The following is a 24232-nucleotide window of genomic DNA, read 5'->3' on the forward strand; positions in this document are numbered from 1 at the left end:
TATGTTAAATACATCAGACGAAATAAAATCACGACTCGATATTATTGAAGTTATAAGACAGTACGTGCCATTAAAACCAGCCGGCTTAAACTTTTTAGCGCGCTGTCCTTTTCATAATGAAAAATCTGCTTCATTCACCGTAAGTCCGACTAAGCAAGTTTGGCATTGTTTTGGTTGTGGTCGTGGCGGAGATTTGTTTTCTTTTGTTATGGAGATTGAGAAGATAACTTTTGTTGAAGCTCTCAGGTTATTGGCGCCGCGCGCTGGCATAGTTTTGAAGCAAGAAAGTGGACCCGAGGCATCTTTGCGTAATCGCATTCTTGATATTCTTGAACAAGCGACTGATTTTTATCATCGAACATTTATTAATGATGTTAACTCACGTCAGGCCAGACATTACGTTGCTGGTCGGGGATTGAGTGAAGATGTTATTCGTGATTGGAATATTGGTTATGCGCCTGATTCATGGGATGACTTAATTATTTTTCTAAAGCAAAAAGGTTTTACTGACAAAGAAATTATTTTGTCAGGTTTAGCAATTGATCGTAATGAAGGCGGGCGTTGTTATAATCGTTTTCGAGGTCGAATAATGTTTCCGATCAGAGAAGTTAACGGTAATGTCGTTGGTTTTACTGGCCGACTATTACCAGAATTTGAAAAGCGAGATTTAGGCCAAGGTAAATATGTTAATAGTCCACAAACGGCTGTTTATGATAAAGGAAAAGTTTTGTTTGGACTTGATAAAGCTAAGCAGGCAATTCGTGAAGGTAATCTAGCAATTGTCGTTGAAGGACAGATGGATTGTTTAACCGCTCATCAATTTGGTTTTACCAATGTAGTAGCTTCTTCAGGGACAGCTTTAACAATTGAGCAAGCGGCGATTTTAAAGCGCTATGCGAATAGAGTAGCTTTTGCTTTTGATATGGACCCAGCTGGACGTCAGGCTCTAGATCGCGGCAGCGAACAAGCTTTTGCTTTTGAGTTAGAAGCTTTGGCTGTTAGTCTGCCAGCCGGAAAAGATCCAGATGAATGTATTCGCAAAGATTTAGACGGTTGGAAAAATAGTTTAAGTTCAGCTGAGCCAGTCATGCAATATTATCTTAAAGAAGTTTTAGCCGCCAATGATAGTGAAACCGCGACTGGACGCCGCGCTATTGTACAAAAGTTTTTACCACGCGTCGCCCGCATTGCTAATATAATCGAAAAAGATTTTTGGTTGAAAAAACTAAGCCAGGCAGTTGACGTAGGGGAGCACTTTCTACATGAAGCTATGGCTGCGGCTAATAAATCAAAGGTTTTAGATAAGATTAGTGTTATTGAAAAAGTCGCACCAAAGGCTGAACAGGTGCCACGCAACCGCGAAGAAATATTATCAGAACAATTAGTCGCTTTATTGGTTGCTTTCCCTGATTTAATCCCAGCTATTAGTCCTTATGTTCCATCAGAGCAGATAATGGGACAATCTAGCCAATTACTTTACAGACAGCTCGTTGTCTATTATAATAAGAACATTGCTCATATTGAAGACGGAGCACCTGTTTTCGAATATGGCGAATTTAGAACTTGGTTATCCAAGCAAGGATTTACGGCGGGCGATATTCAGGAATTGGATCGACTCGCTATTTTAATTGAAAAAAACTTTTCAGACATTAAAGCCGAAGAAGCTAATTCTGCTATTAAAGGAATTCAAAATGAGCTTCGACGTTCTTATCTTAACCGACGCATGAAAGCCGTCGCCAAATTGATTGGCGAAATGGAATCACAAAACTCAAGCGTTGAACGAGATGAACGACTCGATACTCTTTTGAAGGAATTTAATGATCTAGCAGAAGAAGTGCGTCAGCTGTCTTCTTCGGTTGAATAATTTTAAATTATGGCTACAAAGCCTAAAAAAAAGATAATGAAAAAACCAGTGCTTAAGCGAAAAAAGGTGGTAGCTAAAAAAATAGTCCACACTAAAGCTAAGCCAGTCCTAACTAAGTCAACTGGTGCTAAACCAGACTACAAAGTGATTGATGATTTAGTGGCCAAAGTTAGACCACGTGGTTTTGTTACTGAGACAGAGCTTTTACAAGCCCTGCCTAGTGTTGAGTTTTATGTTTATGAATTTGAACTATTATTAGAACGCTTACAGAAAAACAGTATTCGTATTGTTGAAGATTCAGGCAGCTTTTTAGACGCGGATGCTAATGTTAGAAAAGCTGAACAGCTTACTTCTATTTTAGGTAGTGACAAAGATCGTTTGAAGTTTGATATTTCTGAATTATCAGCTGATTCAATTCAAATGTATTTGCGTGAAATTGGTAAAGTGCCATTGCTCACAACCGAAGAAGAAGTCGAACTAGCTAAGAGAAAAGAACGCGGCGACAAAGACGCTGAGAGAAAACTAATTGAAGCTAACCTTCGTTTAGTTGTTTCGATTGCTAAAAAATTTGCAGGGTCTAAGGGTTTGAGCCTATTGGATTTGATTCAAGAAGGAAATATTGGCTTGTTCCGTGCCGTAGAAAAATTTGAATATCGTAAAGGTTATAAGTTCTCAACTTACGCGACTTGGTGGATTCGTCAGGCCATTACTCGATCATTAGCCGACCAATCTCGTACCATTCGTATTCCCGTTCACATGGTTGAAACAATTAACAAGTTCCAGCATATTCAACGTCAGTTAATTCAAGACTTAGGACGTGAGCCATTACCAGAAGAAATTGCTGCTGAAATGAATGAGACAATTGATAAGGTTCGCTACATTATTAAAATCTCTCAAGATACAATTTCGCTTGAAACAACAGTTGGTGAAGATGACGAAGACTCCACTCTCGAAGACTTTATTGAGGATGTTAAAAATGTTACACCAGACCGTTCCGCTGCCTTACAGCTTTTGAAAGATTATGTTAAAGAAATTATTTCTCAGCTAACACCACGTGAACAAAAGATTTTAGAAATGCGTTTTGGTTTGATTGATGGTGTGTCTCACACTTTAGAGGAGGTGGGTGCTGAGTTTGATGTTACTCGTGAACGTATTCGCCAAATTGAATATAAGACCCTAGAAAAGATTCAAAAGCATTCTCTGATCAAGAAATTGCGAGATTACTAAGTATCAATTATATTTTTAAATAGCAAGGCTTCATTTAGCTGAGGCCTTGCTTTTTTGTGTGGTTTTGTTATCATATTTAAGCCCTTTGTTTTAGCTTAGGGTGATTAATCCATAGCTTTAGTACAGGATTATTCCGGGGTAGCTCAGCGGTAGAGCAGTTGGCTGTGAACACGTCCCTCTTTATCTATCATATATTTTATGAAAAAGATAGAAGGGTATATGCTGATCGAGCTGATTATTTAAAGCATGCAGTTAGTCGTCGACGTAAAGTTATACGACAAACAGCTCTTAAATATAAAGGTGATCAGTGTTCTATTTGCAATTATAATAAATGTTTTCAAGCTTTAGAGTTTCATCACATGGAATCATCTAAAAAAGATTTTGGAATTTCAGCCTCTGGTTATACCAGAAGCTGGAAAGCTATTAAAGAAGAGCTTGATAAATGCATTTTATTATGTGCAAATTGTCATCGTGAAGTTCACGAAGGTATAACGCAGCTTCCACAAGTGATTGTGGTTGAAAAACAAGGTGAATTCGGGGAAGCCCTTAGCCTATAAATAAGGGTAATCCCGAGCCAATCCTAATAATTTTATTAGGCAGGTGTAGAGACTATTCCGTTTGTATCCTCCGAAGCTTTATGCGAAGGAGGAGAGGAAGTACTTTTTTATAATTTTTTATAAATTAGGAAGCGCCTTGTCCGCTTATTTAAGCGGAATGATATAGTCCATCCCTTTGAGTAATCAGAGGATAAGTGTAACCAATTGGTCGTGGGTCCGAATCCCACCCCCGGAGCATAAAAAAAGTAGAGACGTCCGCCGAGTCGGCGGACGTCTCTACTTTTTTTATTTAATTATTAAATGAACCTGGATTATCTATTGACAAAAATAAAATATTATGTTAATTCTTTATATTACTTTGTACCTTACAAAATAAGATTAATTGGGTTAATTATTAAATTCATCTAGCATTTAGGTGGAATTAGTAATTAACCTTATTGTTAATCTTAATATTAAATCACATGGAAAAACTAACTAAACTCCCTCAGTCTCTTCTCAATGAAATGAAGATTGTTAACAAAAAAACAAGGGAAGCTAAAGACGCTTCTATTTATTTAAAGCTCGTAAAATTTTATGACAAAATAAAGGCGGTGGACTATTGGAAAACAATTTTTCTCGTGCTCATAAAATTAAGTCTTCAAAATGATAGAATTGATACAGAAAAACTATATGGTCATAATAATGATAAATATATTGAAGAGATTCAGTATCATCTACCAATCGTTCTTCACAGTAGTGATCATAGCGCGGAAGTGGTCTATATGTTTCTTAATACATTTTCACAGCTATCACTTTCTACAAAAGTTATAATGCAACAAGCTGTTAACAATCTTGTTTGTGATAACGCGTTATCAGAGAAAGTTATTAGTGCGATTCTTAATGGAAATGGATACGGTATGGATAACATATTGTTTCCAGAGACCTTAAAGAAAATATTTCAGAACAAAAAGTATTCTAAACTTTCGAGATGGTCGGCTCTCGGCTTTCTAGTGAGGGGTCGTAATAATTTTGTCTCGATTATCACTGAAGAAAATCTTAAGAGATGGTGTGATGAAATCAGCTTATCTTCAGTTGCATATCTTTCCTATCTTGAAGAACTCAGGGATAATGACGGTGACATAATTAAATTACTACCGAATATTGTTGATAAGGATTTTAATAACGTTTACCCTTATCATACTGATTCTATCAGGGAACATATTCAAGATATTATTATTAATAATGGACTGAATACCTATTACACTGTCGATGAAGTCAGGTGTTCTCAGAGTGGCGCTGGTTATGTTTGCGCAATTTTTCCTAAATGTTGCTATAAAATGAGAAAGCTGATTAAAGAAACAGTAAAGGAGCTTTTTGTCCGTCATATCATTAAAAATGATGACAAGTCCTTTATATCCGCAAAGTTTGGATTTAGGCAGTTAGCGGATGAAGAAGTATTATGGCTCGAAGAATTAAAAAAAGCAAAATTGAAGTAAATTTTCATTAATGGGACCCCACTTATAACCAAAAAGTGGGGTTTTTACTTTCTGAGTATATTTGACATAAGTGCTTTAAACAGCTATTATGCAGGTGGTTACGATGAGCTTAAAAACTCATTTTCTACAAAGCCTAATGGCTTTTATTTTTTTATTATGGCCGAAGAAGTAATCTTGCGTTTTGATAACGTAACGTTTGAATATTTAGAAAAGAAACCGATTTTAGAGGCGGCTAGTTTTAGTTTACGCCGCGGCGCTAAATTTACTTTGATGGGACAAAACGGTGCTGGCAAAAGTACACTTTTTGGCTTAATCCGTGGTGAATACAAACCTAAAGATGGCCGTGTCTTAACGACTAACAATGCCACTATTGGCACCGCGCTTCAGGCCGTAGCGCGCAAAGACTTCGATTTAACAGTTGAACAATATTTTGCTTCAGCCTTTGAAGTCGTACCCGGCAACTTAGCGAGCAGGATTAGTAAAGCTATGGACGCGGTTAATTTTGACGTGCCTGTTGAACGCCGGGTAGGTGATTTGTCAGGTGGGCAACAAGCTCGCTTGCTTTTAGCTTTTGCCTTGATTCAAAATCCTGACATTCTTTTACTAGATGAACCGACTAACAATTTAGACAAAGCGGGAATCGATCACTTGATTCAATTTTTAATCATGTATGATAAAACAGTTATTGTTATCTCACACGACGCTGACTTCTTAAATTGTTTTACTGAAGGAGTGCTTTATCTTGATGTCTTTACACATAAACTTGAAAGCTATGTTGGTGACTATTTTTCCGTGGTTGAAGAAATTAACAAACGAATCGAACGTGAGAAAATGAAAAATGCACAACTGGAAAAAGTTATTCAGGATCGAAAAGAAAAGGTTAACTTCTTTGCCAACAAAGGTGGTAAGATGCGTAAGCTAGCAAAAAAATTAAAAGATGAAACTGAGGAGTTAGAAGAAAATAAAGTCGACGTTAGACGTGAAGATAAAACGATTCGTAGTTTTGAAATTCCTTGTCAGGATATTAACGGAGAAATTGTTAGAATAAGTTCAGTTAAAGTTATTGTTAATCATGAAGCGATTGATAAACCAGTTGAAAAAACTTTACGTAAACGAAGTCGCTTATTAATTACTGGTCCAAATGGAATGGGGAAGAGTACTTTGCTTCGTTCTTTAATATCAGACGATCATAAAGGGGCTGTAATTTTAGAAGGCGTTCGGGTCGGTTATTATAGTCAGGATTTTGCCACTCTTAATTTTGAACAAACAGTGTTTGATTCTTTGAAAAGCGCTATGGCTGATGGTTATGACTTACAAGATATGCGTTCAATCGCTGCTGGCTTTTTAATTTCCGGAGAACTAATGGGCCATCCAGTCGCAGCTTTATCTGAAGGTCAAAAAGGGCTCTTGTCTTTTGCACGTTTAGTTTTAATGAAACCAGGTTTGTTGATTTTAGATGAGCCAACTAATCACATTAATTTCCGCCACATTCCGGTAATTGCTAAAGCGATTAATGATTATGAAGGCGCCATTATTTTAGTAAGCCACATGAGCGAATTTGTTAGTGAAATTAGGGTTGATGACGAACTAGATTTGAAAAAAATATAAGCCTGTTTCTGTGCTATAATATTATATATGGATAAGAAATTTATAATGTTAGGCATGATAGTTGGCTCAGTAATTGGTAGTTATGCTCCCACATTTTTTGGAGTTAGCGCTTTTTCATTAACTTCAATTATTTCCGGCGCAATTGGCGGAATTCTAGGCATCTGGTTGTCTTACAAGTTTCTTAATTAATACTTGATTTTATCTTAATAACAAGTTAAGATAAGACTTATTTATAAAAATCATTCATATGTCTAAAAGAAGTACTGGCCCAGGCAAAATTCAGAAGTCTAATTCTCATAAGACTAAGAAGCGCCTTGAAGTTAAGCGCGTAATGCTTGAAGCTAAAGCCGCCAAGAAGAAGCATAAATAGTTTAATAAAAACGCCCCTGCAAATGCAGGGGTGTTTTTTGATTAACACTAATTTCTTAAATAAGCTATAATTATAGTAAGCATTAATAGGCTTAATTTATAAAAAATAAAAACTCAGGTTTTACACTCATTGAACTATTGGTAACAATAGCAATTATAGGTGTCTTAGTTAGCATTTCTATTCTTAGTCTTTCAGCGGTTCGTCTTAAAACCAGAGATTTAAAACGCGTGCTTGATATTAAACAAGTTCAATCAGCGCTTGAATTGTATTTTAGTTATAATGGAGTTTACCCAGCAGAGGTAACGCCGGGCGGCGCTATAAGTGATGGTAACATAACTTATTTAAGCAAGGTTCCGTCTAATCCTTTACCAAAAACTAATAGTGATTGTTTGTCTAATCAAAATTATGTTTATACTCAAGTTAATAGTGGAACTTCTTATACAATTTCTTTTTGCTTAGAAGGGCAAACGACTGCTTTGAATTCTGGTAATAATATTGCAACACCATTAGGCACTACTGGTGGAAGTTCAGGCAGTGGTAGTAGTCAGTTTTCTACTTGCGGCGACGATTTAGCTTATTCCGGTGGAACTTATCATACGGTACAAATTGGTACTCAATGCTGGTTTAGAAACAATTTAGATGTTGGTACACGCGTTAATGGCGTGCTTGATCAAGCTGATGCTAACGCCGGAACAATCCAAAAATATTGTTATGATGATGATCCGGCAAACTGTACGACTGATGGGGGATTGTATCAATGGCATACAGCCATGGCTTTTGCAGCGACTTGCGACAATCACACCGCAACTTCGCCTTGTGTAGTTAGCTCAACTCATCAAGGTATTTGTCCAACCGGCTGGCATATTCCAAGTGATGCTGAGTGGACAACTTTAACTAGATTTGTTAGTGGTGATGCTAATTGCGATCCTGATCACGGCTGTCCTCCAGCTTCAACTAAATTAAAGTCAGTAACGCCAGCCTGGGACGGCACCGATGATTATGGTTTCTCGGCCTTGCCCGCTGGTTATCGTGGAAATAATGGACAATTTACACATGATGTTAATCGTTCAAATTTTTGGACCAGTCTAATTGATGACAGTGATGAGTCTTATCGTCGTTATTTAAACAACGGAGATGCTAAAGTTAATCGTGATGATGATAGGAAAATATTTGGTTTTTCAGTTCGTTGTGTAAAGGATTAGCTCAAGGTTTTACTTTTTATATATTATAAAAGCCGGCGAAGTAATATCGTCGGCTTTATTAAAATCAGTATAAATTTGTTGTTACTTCTATTTGGTGAATTTTTTGCTTTCCACCTTCCGCTTTTTTCTTTTCTTTATTGTACTCTTCTTGCAGTATTTCTCTTGCTTTATTTGAGCAGTTTATGTTTTTGCATATTTTTTTAGGCTCAACGAAATTTTGATCATTAAGAGAAACTTCTCTTGATACATGTATCCCGCAGCCCTCTGCGTTGGCTTCGCAAATTTTGCCACTTGTAGCTTTTGTGTAGGTAAATTCTAATTTACCATTCCTCTTTTTTTTCTCCATTAATAGTTATAAATTTTATTAGTTAATAAAATTATTTCTTGATAAGTAGATAAAATAGTCGTCTTTCTCTCTGGGGTCTTTTGTGTGGATCATATTATTCAACCTTCGTGGGCTAACTGTTATAAGCTCTTCGCTAGGGTTATTTTCAAAATATGATCTAAAATATTGCTGGTTAAGATAATGAAATGATTTAATTAGTTCGCTCTCCCTGTCATTATCAGTTCCAAAATATTTCTCATCCCAGGAAATAATTGTTTCGTAACTTTTTATTATTAGATGAATTGCTTTTTTTAATATTTCGCCCGGAATGTACATATTGGCGCCTAAGCCAATCATTTTTTTCCTGCATGCTTCGTTTACCTCCTTACTTGAGGTAGTGACTATCAAAGCTGCTGGGTTTATCTTCCTGACGCTGTTTATTATGTGTGCGCTTTCATGTATTTTGCCCGGGCAATCATCCATAAAAACATTAACTACAATTATATCTGGTCGTACCGTGTTGAAAACTTCCAGGGCATCTTTTCCACTAAAGGTTTCAATAACATTGTAGTTATTTTCCGTCCTTCTACTTATTGTTTTTGTAATTCCGGTAATATTGTATGGTGATATTACTAGTATTGCATTGTTCAACTCTGGCACCCCTGGTGCTCCGCTCGTGCTTATTCCAATGGTTTTCCCCATTTAATTTTCCTCTCGTATTAGTTTAAGTTTATTAATGTGCTATTTAAGTTTACATACTACTAAGTAATTGTGCTTTTGTCAATTATTATATTAAGCTAATAAAAATAGCATATTTTGCTCGCTTGGGTCTTTACTTTATGTTATAATTTTAATAACGAAGTCACTTGGGGATTGCGTTGTTTTCCTAATTTTTTAGACCTTACTTCAATATTTTCATGCCCGCTAAGTTGCCCCGAAAAACATATAAAAGAAAATCAACTAAACCAGAGCTAATTCCGGTTAAGTTTTCTCGCTCATTGTTTATTTCAAAAAAAGTCCGCTTTGTTGTTGGCGGTCTTGTTTTATTGGCTTTGATTATTTACCCATTTACACGAGTGAAGAAAATCGAAGCCGAGGTTACACCCTTTTTCTCGGGTTCATGTGACGGCGGTTGGGAAAATTCTGATAAAGCAGTTGGTGCACCTAATATTATAGAGGGTGGTATTGATAAGTACAGTGATCTTAACTCAGCCTCAATTTCAAATTCTATTGCACAAATACGTTGCGGAGGGTTTAGAGGAGAAGTCCCTCAAGATGTTGTTCCAAAAAAAGTTATACTTAAGTTTTCTTGGACTAATCATCTTGAAAATGTGATAGACATAAGTCCATCAATCGATCAGGGGCCAGCATCTGTTAACGAAGTACCAGCTCAAGGATCAAATGTTGAATCAAATCAAAATGAACAACCTGCTAATCAAGCACCTCTTGAAGTATCTCCATCAGGAGAATCTTCTTTTTTGAAAAATTTTTTCTTCACATCAACGCACGCTCAGGAGAATGATCCATCACAGGTATTACCAGTCACAAGCTCAGATGTAGTAGATCCGGCTGCCGTAAGCGCTGAAGAGCCAGTCTCGTCAGATCGACCTATTATCCCTGAAGGATCAGTTGTTGAAGTTCGCTATACGCTTGACGGCACTAAGTGGGACACGCTTGGTTATGCTTCTGATATAAATAATTCTGTAAGCTTTGAAATACCGACTGGAGTTCTTTCTGGCTTTGCTGATTTAGAAAAAATTCAAGTTGCTCTTCAAACTTTGCCGACAATTGATAATGCACCTAAAATTTATCTTGATGCTATGTGGTTGAACGTTGAATATCAGCCATCATCTCAAGAACTTAGCCAAGGGGAGATTGATAATTTACCAAGAGTTAGAATTGATAATGTTTTTAAGCCTACAGAAGAAGATTTTCGGGCTGACGAAAAACCAAAATTTGAAGTCGATAATACCGTGTTAGATGCTAAGACTACAGAGATTATTAATGAGCAAAAGGCAGCTTCTGAACCAGCTCCAGGGCCAATCCCTGAACCAGCACCAGAAACACTACCCAAGGCAGATACTAAAACAGATCCAGGAACCCAACCAGAAGTGACCCCACCTGCAGCAGATCCACTACAAGAACCGTCTTCAAATGCAACACAATTAAGAAAGCTTATTTCTATACTTGGCGGAGATTGGTTAAAAAAAACCGTCCTAACTGCTTTTGCTCAAGATGCGATTGACCCTGCGCCAGTAGCTCCTGTTGAGGCTCCAGTTGAAATACCTGCCACATTACCAGTAGATGCTCCGACTGACACTCCAGCGCCGGCCGCTACTGATACTGTAACTCCAATACCAACTGACACGGCCGCACCAACGCCCACTGATATTGTAGCTCCAATACCAACTGACACTGTTGCGCCTACATCAACTGAAGCTCCAGCTTTAGCACCTATAACAAAAGCAAACTTTAAGGTTATTAAGTCTGATGTTTTTGATCCCGAGGGAGAAAAGGCAGAACTTCAGCCAGTAATCGAAGAAATAAATGGAGCTATAAGTATTAGTCTGCCTACACCATCTGACAATTTTTTACCAGGCAAATATAAAATGGATGTAGAAATTTTGAGAGGTAGGTTAGTCTTTGTTTCTAGCCAGGATTTTACCTGGGGAGTTTTAGCGATTAACACCAACAAGTCAACTTACTTACCTAAAGAAGATGCTTATCTTCAAATGGGAACTCTTAGTGATACCGGAAATACGATCTGTGATGCCAATCTTAAATTAAAAATAACCAATGTAAATTTACAAACTGAGACAGAACTTTCTACTAGCGCCGGCACAATTGAATATAGTAAAACCTGTGGCGTAAATAACATAACTGATAATCCAGATTATTTTGCTCATTACCAAGTTGGTGATCCAGGAGTTTATGACATGACTCTACAAAAAATTGATCCAAATAATGGTTCAGTAATTTATGAGATCAAAGATTCTTTTGAAGTCAAAGATTCTTTACCCTTTGAAGTTGAAAGAATTGGCGCGACTAGAATCAATCCATTCTTATCAAAATACGTGATGAATTTTAAAGTGAAAGCGAATCAAGATTTTAATGGTGTCATTGTTGAAACTGTTCCAGTCTCCATGAAAGTTACCGAGACTGATGATACTAAACAAAAAGAAGAGAATGGAAAAAAATATATTATCTGGGAAAAGAGTTTGAGCGCCGGACAAACAATTGATTTAAGTTATGAATATCAGGGTGCAAAAATTTCGCCTCAAGTGTATTTATTAGGTCCTCTAAATTTTTCCAATCCAGTTAATTGGTTGCAAAGATTATTTGGAGCTGATGATAAATTGATTTTTAAAGAAGCTGGTCAATGGCAAGTCGCTTCTGACTCCTTAACCGCCACGTGGACAGGAGCGGTTAATGGTAATTGGTCTAATGGTGGAAACTGGTCCGGCGGAGTCGTACCTGGCGCTGGTGACAACTTAGTCTTCCCTAATGGTGCGTCTAATCTTTCGAATACTAATGATTTGATTCAAAATACAATATTTAACTCGATTACCTTTTTAGGCAGTGGTTATACTTTAGCTGGTAACGATATTATTTTAGGGCAGGGAGTTGCCGGAATTACTGACGGCGTAGCATCAGGCGGAAATACAATTAGTCTTAATATTCGACTTGATGCCACTAGAAATATTTTTATAACCAATAGCGCTGAGACTTTAACGATTAGCGGCATGATTGGTGGAGCTGGTGGATTTAACAAAGAGGGAACAGGTAAACTTATTCTTTCTGGCGCCAACACTTTTGCCGGAGCAACGACGATCAACGCTGGAATTGTAAATTTAAGACATGCTGAGGCTCTTGGAGCAATTGCCGCCGGAACTGCCGTGGTTGGTGGAGCTGAATTGCAGTTACAAGATGGAATAAATATCGGCTATGAAGCGCTGACATTGAGAGGATTTGGAGTTTTAGGTGGTGGTGCTCTCCGAAATATTAGCGGTGACAATTCTTTTGCTGGATTGATTACTTTAGTGGCTGGTGGAGCTGAAATTGATTCTGACTCAGGCACGCTTAGTCTTACTGGTGGTGTGACTGGTACCTTTAACCTTAATATTGATGGGGCGGGCAATATTACTTTTGATATGTCACCGCTCGCTATTGCCGGTGCTACCTTGACTAAGAATGGCGCTGGAACATTAAAATATAATTTTCCAAATACATATACTGGAACAACGGTTATCAATAGTGGGACTCTTTTATATGGCGTAGACAATGCAATTCTATCGGGAGCTATTACGGTTAATAATGGAACACTAGATATAGCAACATACTCTGATATGGTTGGAACAATTACGCTTGGATTGATTGGAGATTTATCAAACCCAACTATCACTGGTTCAACTGGAGTTTTAAGTAGTGCTACATTTACTGTTTATAGCGGAACAATTAGTGCCATCATTGCCGGCGACGGTGGAGCTTTAACTAAATCAACACCAGGAACGGTTATTTTAACTCGACCTAATCTTTATAGCGGCGCTGTTTCCGTGAGTGCTGGTATTCTTGATATTAGAGACAGCATGGCTTTGGGCGTTATCGATGGTATAACTACTGTTTCGGCAGGTGCAACACTTCTTATAAATGGTAGTGGTCTTTCGATTCCAGAATATATTACCATCTCAGGAACTGGTATGTTATATACCGGAGCCATTCACAATGCGACAGGTAATAATACTTTAACAGGTGTTGTTACGCTTGCGGCCGCTGCTGTTATAGATTCTGATTCCAGTACCACTCTTACAATTGATCAGAAAGGAATTTCGGCTGTTTCTTTTGCGTTGACCGTGAGCGGCGCCGGAAATGTTACGACAACAACTTCGGCTCCTATTTGGGCAACGTCAGCTTCGCTTGTTAAGAATGACGCCGGAACTTTAACACTCGGTGGTTATAATAACTTTACCGGTTCTACGGTTATCAACGATGGTATTGTTATATTAAGTGGAGCCGGCACTCTTCCGTCATCGGCTGTGACGATTAACTCAGGTGCAACCTTGACGGTTGATAATAGTGCAACTGATTTATTGAATCGTATATCATCATCTGCTTTTACCATGAACGGTGGAAATTTTAATTATATTGGTAATAGTTTGTCTGATGCCTCAGAGTCAGCTGGAGCTTTAACGCTCACAAGCGGTCATAATATTATTACTGTAACTCCAGGAGCTGGTGGACCGACAACTATGACCTTTGCCAGTTTGGCACGTACCGCAGGAGCAACAGCTCTTTTTAGAGGCACAAATCTTGGATCCACTCCGGCAGCCAATGTTTCTACATTGATGTTCACTACTATTGGAGCGAACTTAATCGGTGCTGCTGGTGCGGCTAACTCTAAAACTATCAGCGTTATTAAAGGTGGGTTTGGTGATACTTCTTTAAGTGGAACCGGATCAGATATGGTGACATATAACGTCGGAAATACGAATGGTCTAAGACTTCTTAATCAAGCTGGATTTAGTGGTGAATATGCTTCCGATTTTTCTACTATTAATACCAATGTAAAATTAACTGCCGGTACGGCAGCAACAACTCAATCAGTTAACTCCTTAATTTTAAATGGTTTTGATGTAACTAATCCTGGGACTGGTCAAACCTTAACAATGGCTTCTGCGAGTTTAAGCGGAAACATTTTAATTAACAGCGCTAACAATATTGCTGGAGCTAATACGACTCTCGGTATTACAACTAATGAATTAGATATTTTAGCGAGCGCTTCTTCTACGGTCTCAGCAGTAATAGGAACAGCTGTTGCTGGATCCTTGACCTTAAGCGGAACAGGAAATGTAACTTTAAGTACAGCGTCTTTATATACTGGTTTAACTTCTGTAAATAATGTGACTTTAACCTATGGCGCGAGCAACGTTATTTCTTCTGGAGGCGTAACAGTTAATAATGGAACGCTTGATATGGGTGCAAATAGTGATACTGTCGGTGCAGTTATAATGCAGCGAGGAACTATAACTGGTGGAGCAGGAGTATTAACCGGATCTTCATTTGAGCTTAGAAGTGGGACAGTCAGCGCTATTATTGCTGGTTCAGGAACTACTACTCGTATAGCGACTAATACGGCTGCTGATAGTATTGTCTTATTAACAAGAGATAATACTTACAGTGGTGTAACAGCGATTGATAATACTTACAGTGGTGTAACAGCGATTACTAGCGGAATTCTTAAACTTGGTGCAGCTGGTGGCGCAACTAATACACCACTCGGTACCGCTGTTGGTGGAACAACTATTGCAACAATTGGAGCGCTCGATTTAAATGGTTTTTCAATGACTAGCGGAGAACCAATTACTTCTTTGAATGGTTTAGGTTATGGTTCAGGTGCAACTGTTGCGAATGGAAATAGTAACATGGGCGCCTTGATGAATAGTTCATCAACTACTGTGTCTTATAGCGGTGCGATTACTCTTGGTGCAGCTGCGAGAATTGCCGCTGATGCTAGCGTGATGAATATTAGTAGCAATATTTCCGGTGCCTTCGTACTGACAATTGGAGGATTTAATGATTCAACTTTTTCCGGAACTCTATCCACTATTACTGGTGTGACTAAAGATGGCTTTGGAACCTTAACTCTTTCAGGAAATAATTCTTATGCAGGTGTTACTACGGTGAGCGTTGGAGATCTTAAATTAGGTGCCGCTGGTGGAGCCACTAATACTCCACTCGGCATTGCTGGTGCTGGTAACAATACCCTTGTGTCAGCTGGTGCTATGCTTGATTTAAATGGATTTACTCTTGGTACAGCTGAACTATTAACAATTAACGGAACAGGATTTGGACTCGGTGATTTTGCACTTGGTGCTTTAACAAATACTTCAGCTAGCGCTGTAACTTATAGTGGACTTTTAACTTTAGGATCTGCTAGCACAATTATTGCCAACAACGGCGATATAAATTTAAGTGCAGCGGGTACGATTACCGGTGCCGGATTAGGTTTAACAATTGGTGGATCTGGCAACGGAACCCTGACAAGTGTTCTCGGAACAACCAGCGGGACATTAACTAAAATTGGTACTGGTATTTGGACGCTTTCTGGTGCTAGTACATTTACGGGTGCCGCTACGATTGCTAATGGAACAATTAAGCTAGGAGTAGCCGGTGATACTTTAAATACTCCGCTTGGAGTAATTGCCGGTGCGACAACTGTTAACAGCGGGGGAGTACTTGATCTAAATGGTTTTACTATCGGAACAGCTGAACCGAAACGGTCGAGGAATTAATGACGGTGGTGCAATAATAAATAACTCAGCTAGCGGAATAGGTTATAGTGGTGGAATTACGATTGGATCTGATGCACGTATTACAAATACTGGTGCCGGCTTGTTAACTCTTTCAGGAGCTATCGCCACTGCTGGTACAACGAGAATAGGTGGCGCAGGAAACATCACTCTGGTTACTGGAGTTGCTTCTGGAGCAGGTGGATTAACTAAAGATGGAGCAGGAACCTTAACCGTCAACGTTAGTGAAACCTATACTGGAGCCACAATTATCGAAGCGGGAAATTTTAACTATGGCGCTAGCGGTCTTTTGGCTGTCACAGCCGTATCTGTATTGGGAGGATCTTGGAATATGAACGCTGTTACTGATTCAGTGGGAACTGTGACCTTGGTCGATGGTACTATTACTAATGGTACTCTTACTGGAACTGCCTATACAGTTGAAAAAGGAACTATCGGTGCAGTACTTGCTGGAGCAATAGCTCTTGTAAAAAATAGGCAAGGTACTGTGACAATGACCGCGGCGAATACTATTAGTAGTACAGTAACAATTAATGCTGGTGCTATTATTTTAAGTGGATCTGGTTCAGCTGCGTCTGCTACTTTTACCGTTAACCTTGGTGGTACTCTAACACTTGATAATAGTTCAACAGCCGTGGCCAGTCGTCTTGGAGATGCGTTGGCTCTAACTATGAACGGCGGAAATTTTAATTTTATCGGCAATACGGCGGCGCTGTCTTCAGAAACAGCTGGAGCGCTGACATTATCAACGGGATATAATGTGATAACAATTACACCCGGTGCTGGTGGATCAACTACTATGACTTTTGCCAGCTTAACTCGTTCTGCTGGTTCGACTGCTTTATTTAGAGGAACTGGATTTGGTACTAATCCTGCTGCTAATATTTCGACTCTAATGTTTACCTCTATTGGAACAAACTTAATTGGTGCTGCAGGTGCCGCTAATTCAAAAACTATCAGCGTTATTAAAGGTGCCTTCGGCGACACTTCATTAAGCGGAACTGGCTCAGACATGGTTACTTATAACGTTGGAAATACCAACGGTTTAAGATTACTTAACCAAGCTGGATTTAGCGGTGAATATGCCACTGATTTTGCCACTGCTAATGGTAACGTCAAATTAGGTGCGGACACGGCTGCTTCTACTCAATCAATCAATTCATTAATTTTAAATAATTTTAGTGTCACTAATCCAGGAACAGCGCAGACAATTACTTTAGCCACGGCCAGCTTGAGTGGTAATACCTTGCTTAATAGTGCGACTAATATTGCTGGTGCTAACACGACTATTGGTATGACAACTCTTGAACTGCCTATGCTCGTTACTGCTAATGCTACAGTCTCAGCAATTCTTGGTACTAACGCAGCTGGTACTGTTACTTTAGGTGGTGTTGGTAATCTAACTTTAAGTGCTGCTGGCGCTTATACTGGAACAACAACTATAAATAATGCCACGCTAACTTATGGAGCTAGTAACGTTATTTCTTCAGGTGCTGTCACGGTTGTTAATGGTATTTATGATCTTAATGGTAATTCAGATACAATTGGCGCGCTTAACTTAAACGCAGGCACAGTTAGAAGCGGAAGCGGTACTTTGACTTTAGGAGGAACAGTGACAACTACTGCTAACAATAATGTTAGCTCAACAATTAGCGGTAATCTTGGTTTGGGTGCTGCGAGAAGTTTTAACATTGGTGATTCTGTAGTTGATAATGATGTGGTTGTTTCAGCAGTTATTAGCGGTGCCTTTGCGATTACTAAGGATACCGGCGCTGGAGTTTTAGTTTTTTCTGGTAATAATACCTACACTGGTACAACTACTATTAACGCCGGAACTTTGCGACTTGGTGCTAATGGTGATGCAACTAATACGCCACTCGGCACAACCGCTGGCGGAACCTTGGTTGTTGGTGCTAGCTCGGCGCTTGACTTAAACGGTTATACACTTGGTACAACCGAAGGTCTAAGTTTGAACGGTGCGTTGGCTGCTGGAGCCGTACAAAATCTTTCTAGTGTCAATTCTACTTATAGTGGTCTGGTTGTTCTTGCAGGTGCTAGTACGATTATTTCTAACTACGGTGATATTAATGTAACAAATGCCGGCACAATTTCCGGTGCTTTTGGTTTGACAATTGGTGGCTCTGGCAATGGAACTCTTGTCAGTATTGTTGGTACTGGTGCAAACACCTTAACGAAAAACGGTGTGGGTTTGTGGAACGTTTCTGGCGCCAGCACTTTTACCAGCACAACAACAATCAGCGCCGGAACTTTACAGCTCGGTTCGGCTGGTTCGGCTGGTAATACGCCACTTGGAACAACTGCCGGCGTAACTGCGATTACTTCTGGTGCCATACTTGATCTTAATGGAATTACTCTATCTACAGCTGAGCCAATAACTAGCATTAACGGAACAGGAATAAATAACCGTGGAGCTATTACAACTAATTCCTCGAGTCCGACAAGTTTCAGCGGACCAATTACTCTAGGAGCCGCTTCTCGTATTACTAATTTTGGTAGTGGAACATTTTCGTTCAGTGGCGCATTGGCTGGCGCGTTTGCGCTTACCTTAGTAAGTTCACCCGGAACAATAACACAAACTACTGCCAGCGCTTGGTCAGCCGTCGCCGGTGCAATCACCAAAGAAGGATCAGGTCTACTTATTCTTGGTGGGCAAAATGCTTTCACTGGCGCGGTTACTATTAGCACCGGGACTGTTCAACTTGGAGCCAACGGTGGAGTAACGAACACGCCTCTTGGTACAATTGGCGGAGCCACTACTGTTGCAGCTGGTGCAGATCTTGATTTATCAACTTTCACTCTTGGTGGATCTTCAACTTGGGAGCCATTAACTTTAAACGGCAGCGGAATTAATAATGCTGGGGCATTAACTAGTAGCTCTTCAGGTGCTAATACTTTTGGTGTTCTGACTCTTGGTTCAAACGCTCGTATTCAAAATTCAGGCTCAGGACTTATTACTTTTGCTGGTGCACCAACTGGAACTTTTAACTATGTTATTAGTGGAACAGGTCCAACAACTTTCTCCGGAATTTTTCCGGCCGTGGCTATTACTATAACTAAATATGATTCCGGAATTCTGACTTTAGGTGCAGCGAATCTCAGTACAGGCTTAGTGAGAATTAATGGTGGAACTTTAAAATATGGAGTTAACGATGCCTTAGCTACTGGAGCCGTTACTGTTGCTGGCGGAACATTTGATCTTAGCGGTTTTAATGAAACTAACATCGGTGCTGTCACTTTAATTAGCGGATCAATTATTAACAGTGGTGGAGCGGCTACGCTAACTTCGACTGCTGCTTACGCCCTTGAAAGTGGAACAATCAGTGCAGTATTAGGTAGCGCTGTGGCTGCTGGTATTTCAAAGACAACCAGTGGTCAAGTTATTTTGTCTGGTAATAATACCTTTACCAGTACTTCCGCTGCTTTGTTGGTTGGTAAATTAAATTTGCAAAATAGCAACGCTCTTGGTGCTGCTGGTACTACTCATACTACAACAGTGACAGCTGGAGCTACCTTGGAGTTACAAAATAATATTACTTTACCAAGCACTAAATTAATTACTATTAACGGTACTGGTGCAGGTGGTATTGGATCAATACGAAATGTTAGTGATTCGAATACGATTCAGGGAGCAATCACGCTCAGCTCAATCACGCCACGTATTAAATCTGAGAGTGGAGCTCTCGTTGTTTCGGGGGCTATTAGCGGTGCAACTAACTCTTTGTTGGTTGGTGGATCTGGTAATACGACGATTTCCAGAGTTATCGGTACTACCAGCGGTACGCTTACTAAAGATGGATCCGGAACTTTAATATTAACAACAGCTACAAATACTTATACCGGTTTAACTACGATTAATGCTGGAGCGATTAATGTACGGAATGCCGCGTCGCTCGGCACAACGGCGGCTGGCACGGTTGTTAATTCCGGCGGAGCTTTACAGATTCAGGGAACTATTACAGTCGGAGCAGAAGCTTTAACTTTATATGGCAATGGTGTTTCTAATACTGGCGCTTTACGAAATATTGTTAATGATAATACTTATCAAGGAACTATTACCCTGGGTTCAAATGCTTCGATAGGTTCAGACGCCGGTACTCTGACTTTGAGCGGAACTATTACAGGTGCTACATCAATTGGCTTAACTAAAGTTGGAGCAGCAACAGTTGCAGCGTCAAATACAATTAACGTTGGTGGAGATTTTGCTATTTCAGCCGGAACCTTAACTGCATCATCGAATACTATTACCATTGCTGGTAGTTGGTCTAACTCAGGAACTTTTACCGCAGGCTCTTCTACTGTTTTGATGAACGGAGGCAATACCGTGACAGTTTCCGGCACAACAACTTTTAATAATTTAACTATTACACATACTGTCGCCAAAGAAGTTGATTTCCAAACCGCTGGTTCACCAATTTTTCATATTACTGGAGTATTTACGGTTACCGGACACAGTGGTGCGGCTATAAAATTATATTCTGATGCTAGTCCAACCCAATGGCGTATTCATCCAACTGGAACAGCAGTTTTAGATTGGCTTGATGTTAAAGACAGTGCTTGTGAATCCGGTTCAATAAATATGAATCCAACTAATTTTACCAACACAAATAATGGAACATGCTGGGCTATGCCTTCTATTACTATGACTATGTCTTTATCTAATGCCACGATTAATTTTGGAACCTTAACGATGTTGTCGCCGCGTTATGCTACGAGCACACTTGGTGCAGGCGTAGAAAGTATTGCCCACACCATTGATGTGTCAACTAATGCTACCTATGGCTATACTTTATATGTTCAAGGAGATCCTTTAGCTGGTCCGGGTGGACATGTAATTACCGCAATTGGTAACACGCCAGCCGCTTCTAATCCTGGTAATGAGCAATTTGGTATTAGATCTACTGTTAGCGGGGGAGTAGCGACAGTTGCTTCAACTTATGGACATGCTAGTAACTATGGCTATGATGCAACGGCAAGTAACCAAAGTACTATTGGAAATGCCGCAGGAGCATCAACTGATACTTTCTCTATGCGTTATTTATGTAATATCGGTTTTACAACTAACGCAGGAAGTTATTCTACGACCTTAACTTATACCGCGGTAGGTGGTTTTTAATAGACGACTATCTAAATGTGTGCTATAATAAGAGTATATTTATTTATCCACATAATAATTTATTTTACTATATGAGGAAATCTTCGTTAAAGCGCATTGTTAATGCGTTGGTTATAACATCACTCGTGATGGTTATGGCTAATTTTGGTTACTATGCCCAAGCCGCAAACCTAACCACCTTAAGTGACAATTTGACCCGTCTAAAGACAAGCACTTTAGCCGATCATACTATTCAGTTTGTTACTCCAACCGGAGTAGCTGCCGGTCAAACTATTACTTTGACTTTTAGTTCTGGTTTTACTATGGGTACTTTTGCAGTTAATAACGTTGACGTAGCTACGGCTGCAACTTGTGCTGGCTCATTTACTGATAAAACTTTAGCCGCTTCTCCTGCTACTACTACTTGGGGAGTAGCTCAAGTTGGCCAGGTTATTACTATTACATCAGCCACAGACACAATTGCTGCAACAAACTGTGTTAGAATCAAGATTGGTTCCAATGCTTCTATCGGTGGCGCCGGTGCAACTCAAATTACTAACCCTGCTACTGCTCAAACTGCTACTTTAGCGGTTGCTGCCGGTAATGGTGTTGATTCAGGAACAGCTGGTATCGCGATTGTTGATACTAACTTTGACCAGGTTTCTGTAACAGCTACTGTTGACCCAACATTAACTTTTGCTTTGTCTGACAGCTCTATTGGTTTCGGAACCTTATCTTCAACAAATGCTCATTATGCTACTGGTGATACTCTTGGTACAACAACCCCTACGGTCGGAAATAACGTCCAGGTTTCAACTAATGCTACTTCTGGCTATACAGTTTATGTTCAGGGTGCAACTTTGACTAGTGGTGGTAATACTATTACCGCCATGCCTGCTTCCGCAGCATCTTCTACCAACAGTGAACAGTTTGGTCTTAACGTAGCTGCTGCCGGTGGAACTGGAACCGCGAGTGCTCCTTACGCAACAAGTTCACAGTATGCTTACACGGCCACTGCAACTACCCAGACTCCTATTGGTTCTGCCACGGGTCCATCAGCAACCACAACCTTTAGTCTTACCTATTTAGCTAACATTGCCGCTACAACTGAAGCAGGTAGCTATACTACAACTCTAACTTACACAGCGACTGGTAGCTTCTAAAAGCTATTACGCCATTAAATATGAATAAACATTCTTTCCGCCGTTTGTTGCTGGGAGTTTTGGTCGGCGGACTAACATTGGCTGTTCCTTTGTTCCAAGCTCAGGCTATGACTGTTTCACCAGTCAGAGTCGAGTTAGCTGGTGATCCAGGAAAGTCAGTTGGCGGTTTCTTTAAGGTTATTAATGAAGAGCAAGAAGCAAAAACTTTGTACACAGTTTTTGAAAATTTTGAACCAATGGGTGAAACCGGTAGTCCTAGCTTTAAAACCGGTAATGAAGGTTTAGCGAGTTGGATTACAGCCCCTAAAGAAGTAACAATAGCTCCCGGAGAAACTAAAACAGTTGATTTTGCTGTTAATATTCCGGCTGATGCTGAGCCAGGAGGATATTTTGCTGCTATATTTTTAGCAACAACGCCACCTGATATCAGTGGAAATCAGCTTTCTATTGGTGCTCGAGTTGGCACTCTTCTTTTGTTCAGAGTTAATGGTGACATTAAAGAAGGTGGCGCTTTATTAGAATTTAAAACTAAAGATAATAATTCCTGGTATAATTCTTTGCCGGTCAATTTTTATTACCGTTTCCAGAATAGCGGCGCCGATCGCGTAATGCCTAAAGGCTCGTTGAATATAAAAAATATCTTTGGCATGTCTACTAAAGTTATTAACGCTAACTTAGGACAAGGCAATGTTTTGCCTCGCAGTATTCGTCGTTTTGAACTGTGGTGGCAGAAAGGAACTGATTCAACAATCGTTCCGGAATTACAGTCAAATAAACTTGGATTTTTTGAAGCCGCAAAATATCAATGGAATAATTTTGCTTTTGGTCGTTACCGAGCTGATTTAGATATTAGTTATGGCACCAAGTCAGAAAAAGTTGTCTCTAGTTTTGTTGTCTGGGTCTTCCCTTGGCAACTTCTTCTAATTGAATTAGTTGGCCTGATTATAGTTCTCGTTGTCTTAGGTTTTATTATCAAACGTTATAATAAGTGGATTATTCGCCGCGCACGTTCTTAATTTTTACTCTGACATGACTCGAAGAATTTTCTTCGGCGCGGCCGTCGCCGCGCCGTTTTCTATTATAAGCCTTATTTTTATAGTGATTGCTAATCCAGTATTAGCAATCAATGTTAGTGGTTCTTTGGGAGTTGATATATCTGCCGAGGTTTGTCCAGCTAGTGGTTGTCCCACAAGTGGTGGCGGAGGCGGAGGCGGAGGCGGAGGAGGCGGTGGCGGAGGAGGCGGCACCATCAATCCGTCCCCGGTAGTTGATCCTAATCTATTACCAACAACTGGAGTAGTTTTTATTGGCAGAGCTTATCCCTCAAGTAATATATCCTTGTTGCAAAATGGACGTTTGATTGTTAGAACGATTTCTGGTCCTGATGCGGCTTTTTTAATTAGTATTTCCAATGCCACGCCAGGCAATGTTAATTACTTAATTGTTGGCGAAGATCCTTTTGGACGTCAGTCTTCTTTCAATGTTCCAGTAGTTGTAACTGCTGGAGCCACTACAACCGTTAGTGGAATTTTTATTGCACCAACAATTGATCTTAATAAGCGCCAGCTAAATTATGGTGAGAATCTTATTATTTTTGGACGCAGTGTCCCTCAATCCGACGTAACTATTTCAGTTAACTCAGATACAGGATTATTTTTAAAAACAAGTACTGACAACGGGGGAGCATATCTTTATAATTTAGATACAACTTTATTAAACGTTGGTCTTCATGAAGCTAAATCAAAAACGGCTTATAATGGTCAGATTTCTGACTTTAGCCAAGCGGTTAATTTCTCGGTTGCTGGAAAAGGTCAACCAGTTCCGGAAGAAGAGCCGGTTAAAGAGAAATGTGGTTTGTCCGGCGATTTTAACGGAGATTGTAAAGTCAATTTAGTTGATTTTTCAATTATGGCTTATTGGTATAAGCGAGATAATCCGCCTGTTAAAGTCGACCTAAAGAAAGATAAAAAAATTGATTTAGCTGATTTTAGTATTTTAGCGTCCCAATGGACTGGCTGATA

General features: G+C 39.6%; 15 protein-coding genes. 13 read left to right on the forward strand and 2 right to left on the reverse strand.

Annotated features, from left to right (window positions below; translation table 11 throughout):
• Position 1 precedes the first annotated feature (1 nt).
• The 8 genes from dnaG to NTY12_01275 all read left to right on the forward strand — a co-directional run bounded on the left by dnaG (position 2) and on the right by NTY12_01275 (position 8303).
• Entirely contained in the window at positions 2–1864 is a 1863-nt protein-coding gene (gene dnaG / locus NTY12_01240; GenBank protein MCX6792626.1) for a DNA primase, read from the forward strand.
• 9 nt (positions 1865–1873) lie between these two features.
• A complete protein-coding gene (locus tag NTY12_01245) occupies positions 1874–3091 on the forward strand; it encodes a sigma-70 family RNA polymerase sigma factor (protein ID MCX6792627.1) in 1218 nt (405 codons plus the stop codon).
• Positions 3092–3255: 164 nt separating this feature from the next.
• Positions 3256–3648, forward strand: coding sequence for a hypothetical protein (locus tag NTY12_01250; protein ID MCX6792628.1), 393 nt, complete (start codon positions 3256–3258; stop codon positions 3646–3648).
• A gap of 503 nt (positions 3649–4151) precedes the next feature.
• On the forward strand, positions 4152–5123 hold the full coding sequence (locus NTY12_01255) for a hypothetical protein (protein ID MCX6792629.1): 972 nt from the start codon (positions 4152–4154) through the stop codon (positions 5121–5123).
• 156 nt (positions 5124–5279) lie between these two features.
• Positions 5280–6731: an ATP-binding cassette domain-containing protein gene (locus NTY12_01260; GenBank protein ID MCX6792630.1), complete on the forward strand. Its 1452-nt coding sequence runs from the start codon at positions 5280–5282 to the stop codon at positions 6729–6731.
• Between the two features lie 27 nt (positions 6732–6758).
• Positions 6759–6920, forward strand: coding sequence for a hypothetical protein (locus NTY12_01265; GenBank protein ID MCX6792631.1), 162 nt, complete (start codon positions 6759–6761; stop codon positions 6918–6920).
• 58 nt (positions 6921–6978) lie between these two features.
• Positions 6979–7101, forward strand: a complete 123-nt coding sequence (locus tag NTY12_01270; protein ID MCX6792632.1) for a hypothetical protein — start codon at positions 6979–6981, stop codon at positions 7099–7101.
• Positions 7102–7199: 98 nt separating this feature from the next.
• The gene (locus NTY12_01275; GenBank protein MCX6792633.1) at positions 7200–8303 is read left to right on the forward strand and encodes a prepilin-type N-terminal cleavage/methylation domain-containing protein; all 1104 of its coding nucleotides are present in this window, start codon (positions 7200–7202) and stop codon (positions 8301–8303) included.
• Between the two features lie 64 nt (positions 8304–8367).
• Here NTY12_01275 and NTY12_01280 read toward each other — a convergent pair whose 3' ends face one another.
• Both NTY12_01280 and NTY12_01285 read right to left on the reverse strand, forming a co-directional pair.
• Positions 8368–8649 (reverse strand): hypothetical protein, encoded by a 282-nt coding sequence (locus NTY12_01280; protein ID MCX6792634.1) that lies wholly within the window; start codon positions 8647–8649, stop codon positions 8368–8370.
• Between the two features lie 18 nt (positions 8650–8667).
• Positions 8668–9330: a response regulator gene (locus NTY12_01285; protein ID MCX6792635.1), complete on the reverse strand. Its 663-nt coding sequence runs from the start codon at positions 9328–9330 to the stop codon at positions 8668–8670.
• A gap of 215 nt (positions 9331–9545) precedes the next feature.
• On the opposite strand from NTY12_01285, the gene NTY12_01290 reads away from it, so the two are divergent.
• The 5 genes from NTY12_01290 (at position 9546) to NTY12_01310 (ending at position 24230) form a co-directional block, all read left to right on the forward strand.
• Complete coding sequence (locus NTY12_01290) at positions 9546–15917, forward strand: autotransporter-associated beta strand repeat-containing protein (GenBank protein MCX6792636.1); 6372 nt, start codon at positions 9546–9548, stop codon at positions 15915–15917.
• Positions 15871–21069 (forward strand): autotransporter-associated beta strand repeat-containing protein, encoded by a 5199-nt coding sequence (locus tag NTY12_01295; protein MCX6792637.1) that lies wholly within the window; start codon positions 15871–15873, stop codon positions 21067–21069. The genes NTY12_01290 and NTY12_01295 overlap by 47 nt, the downstream gene beginning before the upstream one ends.
• Positions 21070–21140: 71 nt before the next feature.
• Positions 21141–22211, forward strand: a complete 1071-nt coding sequence (locus NTY12_01300) for a hypothetical protein (GenBank protein ID MCX6792638.1) — start codon at positions 21141–21143, stop codon at positions 22209–22211.
• A gap of 20 nt (positions 22212–22231) precedes the next feature.
• Positions 22232–23227: a hypothetical protein gene (locus NTY12_01305; GenBank protein MCX6792639.1), complete on the forward strand. Its 996-nt coding sequence runs from the start codon at positions 22232–22234 to the stop codon at positions 23225–23227.
• 13 nt (positions 23228–23240) lie between these two features.
• Entirely contained in the window at positions 23241–24230 is a 990-nt protein-coding gene (locus NTY12_01310; GenBank protein ID MCX6792640.1) for a hypothetical protein, read from the forward strand.
• Positions 24231–24232 lie beyond the last annotated feature (2 nt).

This window comes from Candidatus Falkowbacteria bacterium, from assembly GCA_026396835.1.
Classification (GTDB): Bacteria; Patescibacteriota; Patescibacteriia; order Patescibacteriales; family Patescibacteriaceae; genus Patescibacterium.

Excerpts from the sequence above, each read along its gene's own strand:
- NTY12_01305 (MCX6792639.1), top strand. The coding sequence starts at position 22,232 with ATGAATAAACATTCTTTCCGCCGTTTGTTGCTGGGAGTTTTGGTCGGC.
- NTY12_01295 (MCX6792637.1), top strand. The coding sequence starts at position 15,871 with ATGGTTTTACTATCGGAACAGCTGAACCGAAACGGTCGAGGAATTAAT.
- NTY12_01290 (MCX6792636.1), top strand. The coding sequence starts at position 9,546 with ATGCCCGCTAAGTTGCCCCGAAAAACATATAAAAGAAAATCAACTAAA.
- NTY12_01285 (MCX6792635.1), bottom strand. The coding sequence starts at position 9,330 with ATGGGGAAAACCATTGGAATAAGCACGAGCGGAGCACCAGGGGTGCCA.
- NTY12_01260 (MCX6792630.1), top strand. The coding sequence starts at position 5,280 with ATGGCCGAAGAAGTAATCTTGCGTTTTGATAACGTAACGTTTGAATAT.
- NTY12_01310 (MCX6792640.1), top strand. The coding sequence starts at position 23,241 with ATGACTCGAAGAATTTTCTTCGGCGCGGCCGTCGCCGCGCCGTTTTCT.
- NTY12_01300 (MCX6792638.1), top strand. The coding sequence starts at position 21,141 with ATGAGGAAATCTTCGTTAAAGCGCATTGTTAATGCGTTGGTTATAACA.
- dnaG (MCX6792626.1), top strand. The coding sequence starts at position 2 with ATGTTAAATACATCAGACGAAATAAAATCACGACTCGATATTATTGAA.
- NTY12_01245 (MCX6792627.1), top strand. The coding sequence starts at position 1,874 with ATGGCTACAAAGCCTAAAAAAAAGATAATGAAAAAACCAGTGCTTAAG.
- NTY12_01280 (MCX6792634.1), bottom strand. The coding sequence starts at position 8,649 with ATGGAGAAAAAAAAGAGGAATGGTAAATTAGAATTTACCTACACAAAA.
- NTY12_01255 (MCX6792629.1), top strand. The coding sequence starts at position 4,152 with ATGAAGATTGTTAACAAAAAAACAAGGGAAGCTAAAGACGCTTCTATT.
- NTY12_01265 (MCX6792631.1), top strand. The coding sequence starts at position 6,759 with ATGGATAAGAAATTTATAATGTTAGGCATGATAGTTGGCTCAGTAATT.
- NTY12_01270 (MCX6792632.1), top strand. The coding sequence starts at position 6,979 with ATGTCTAAAAGAAGTACTGGCCCAGGCAAAATTCAGAAGTCTAATTCT.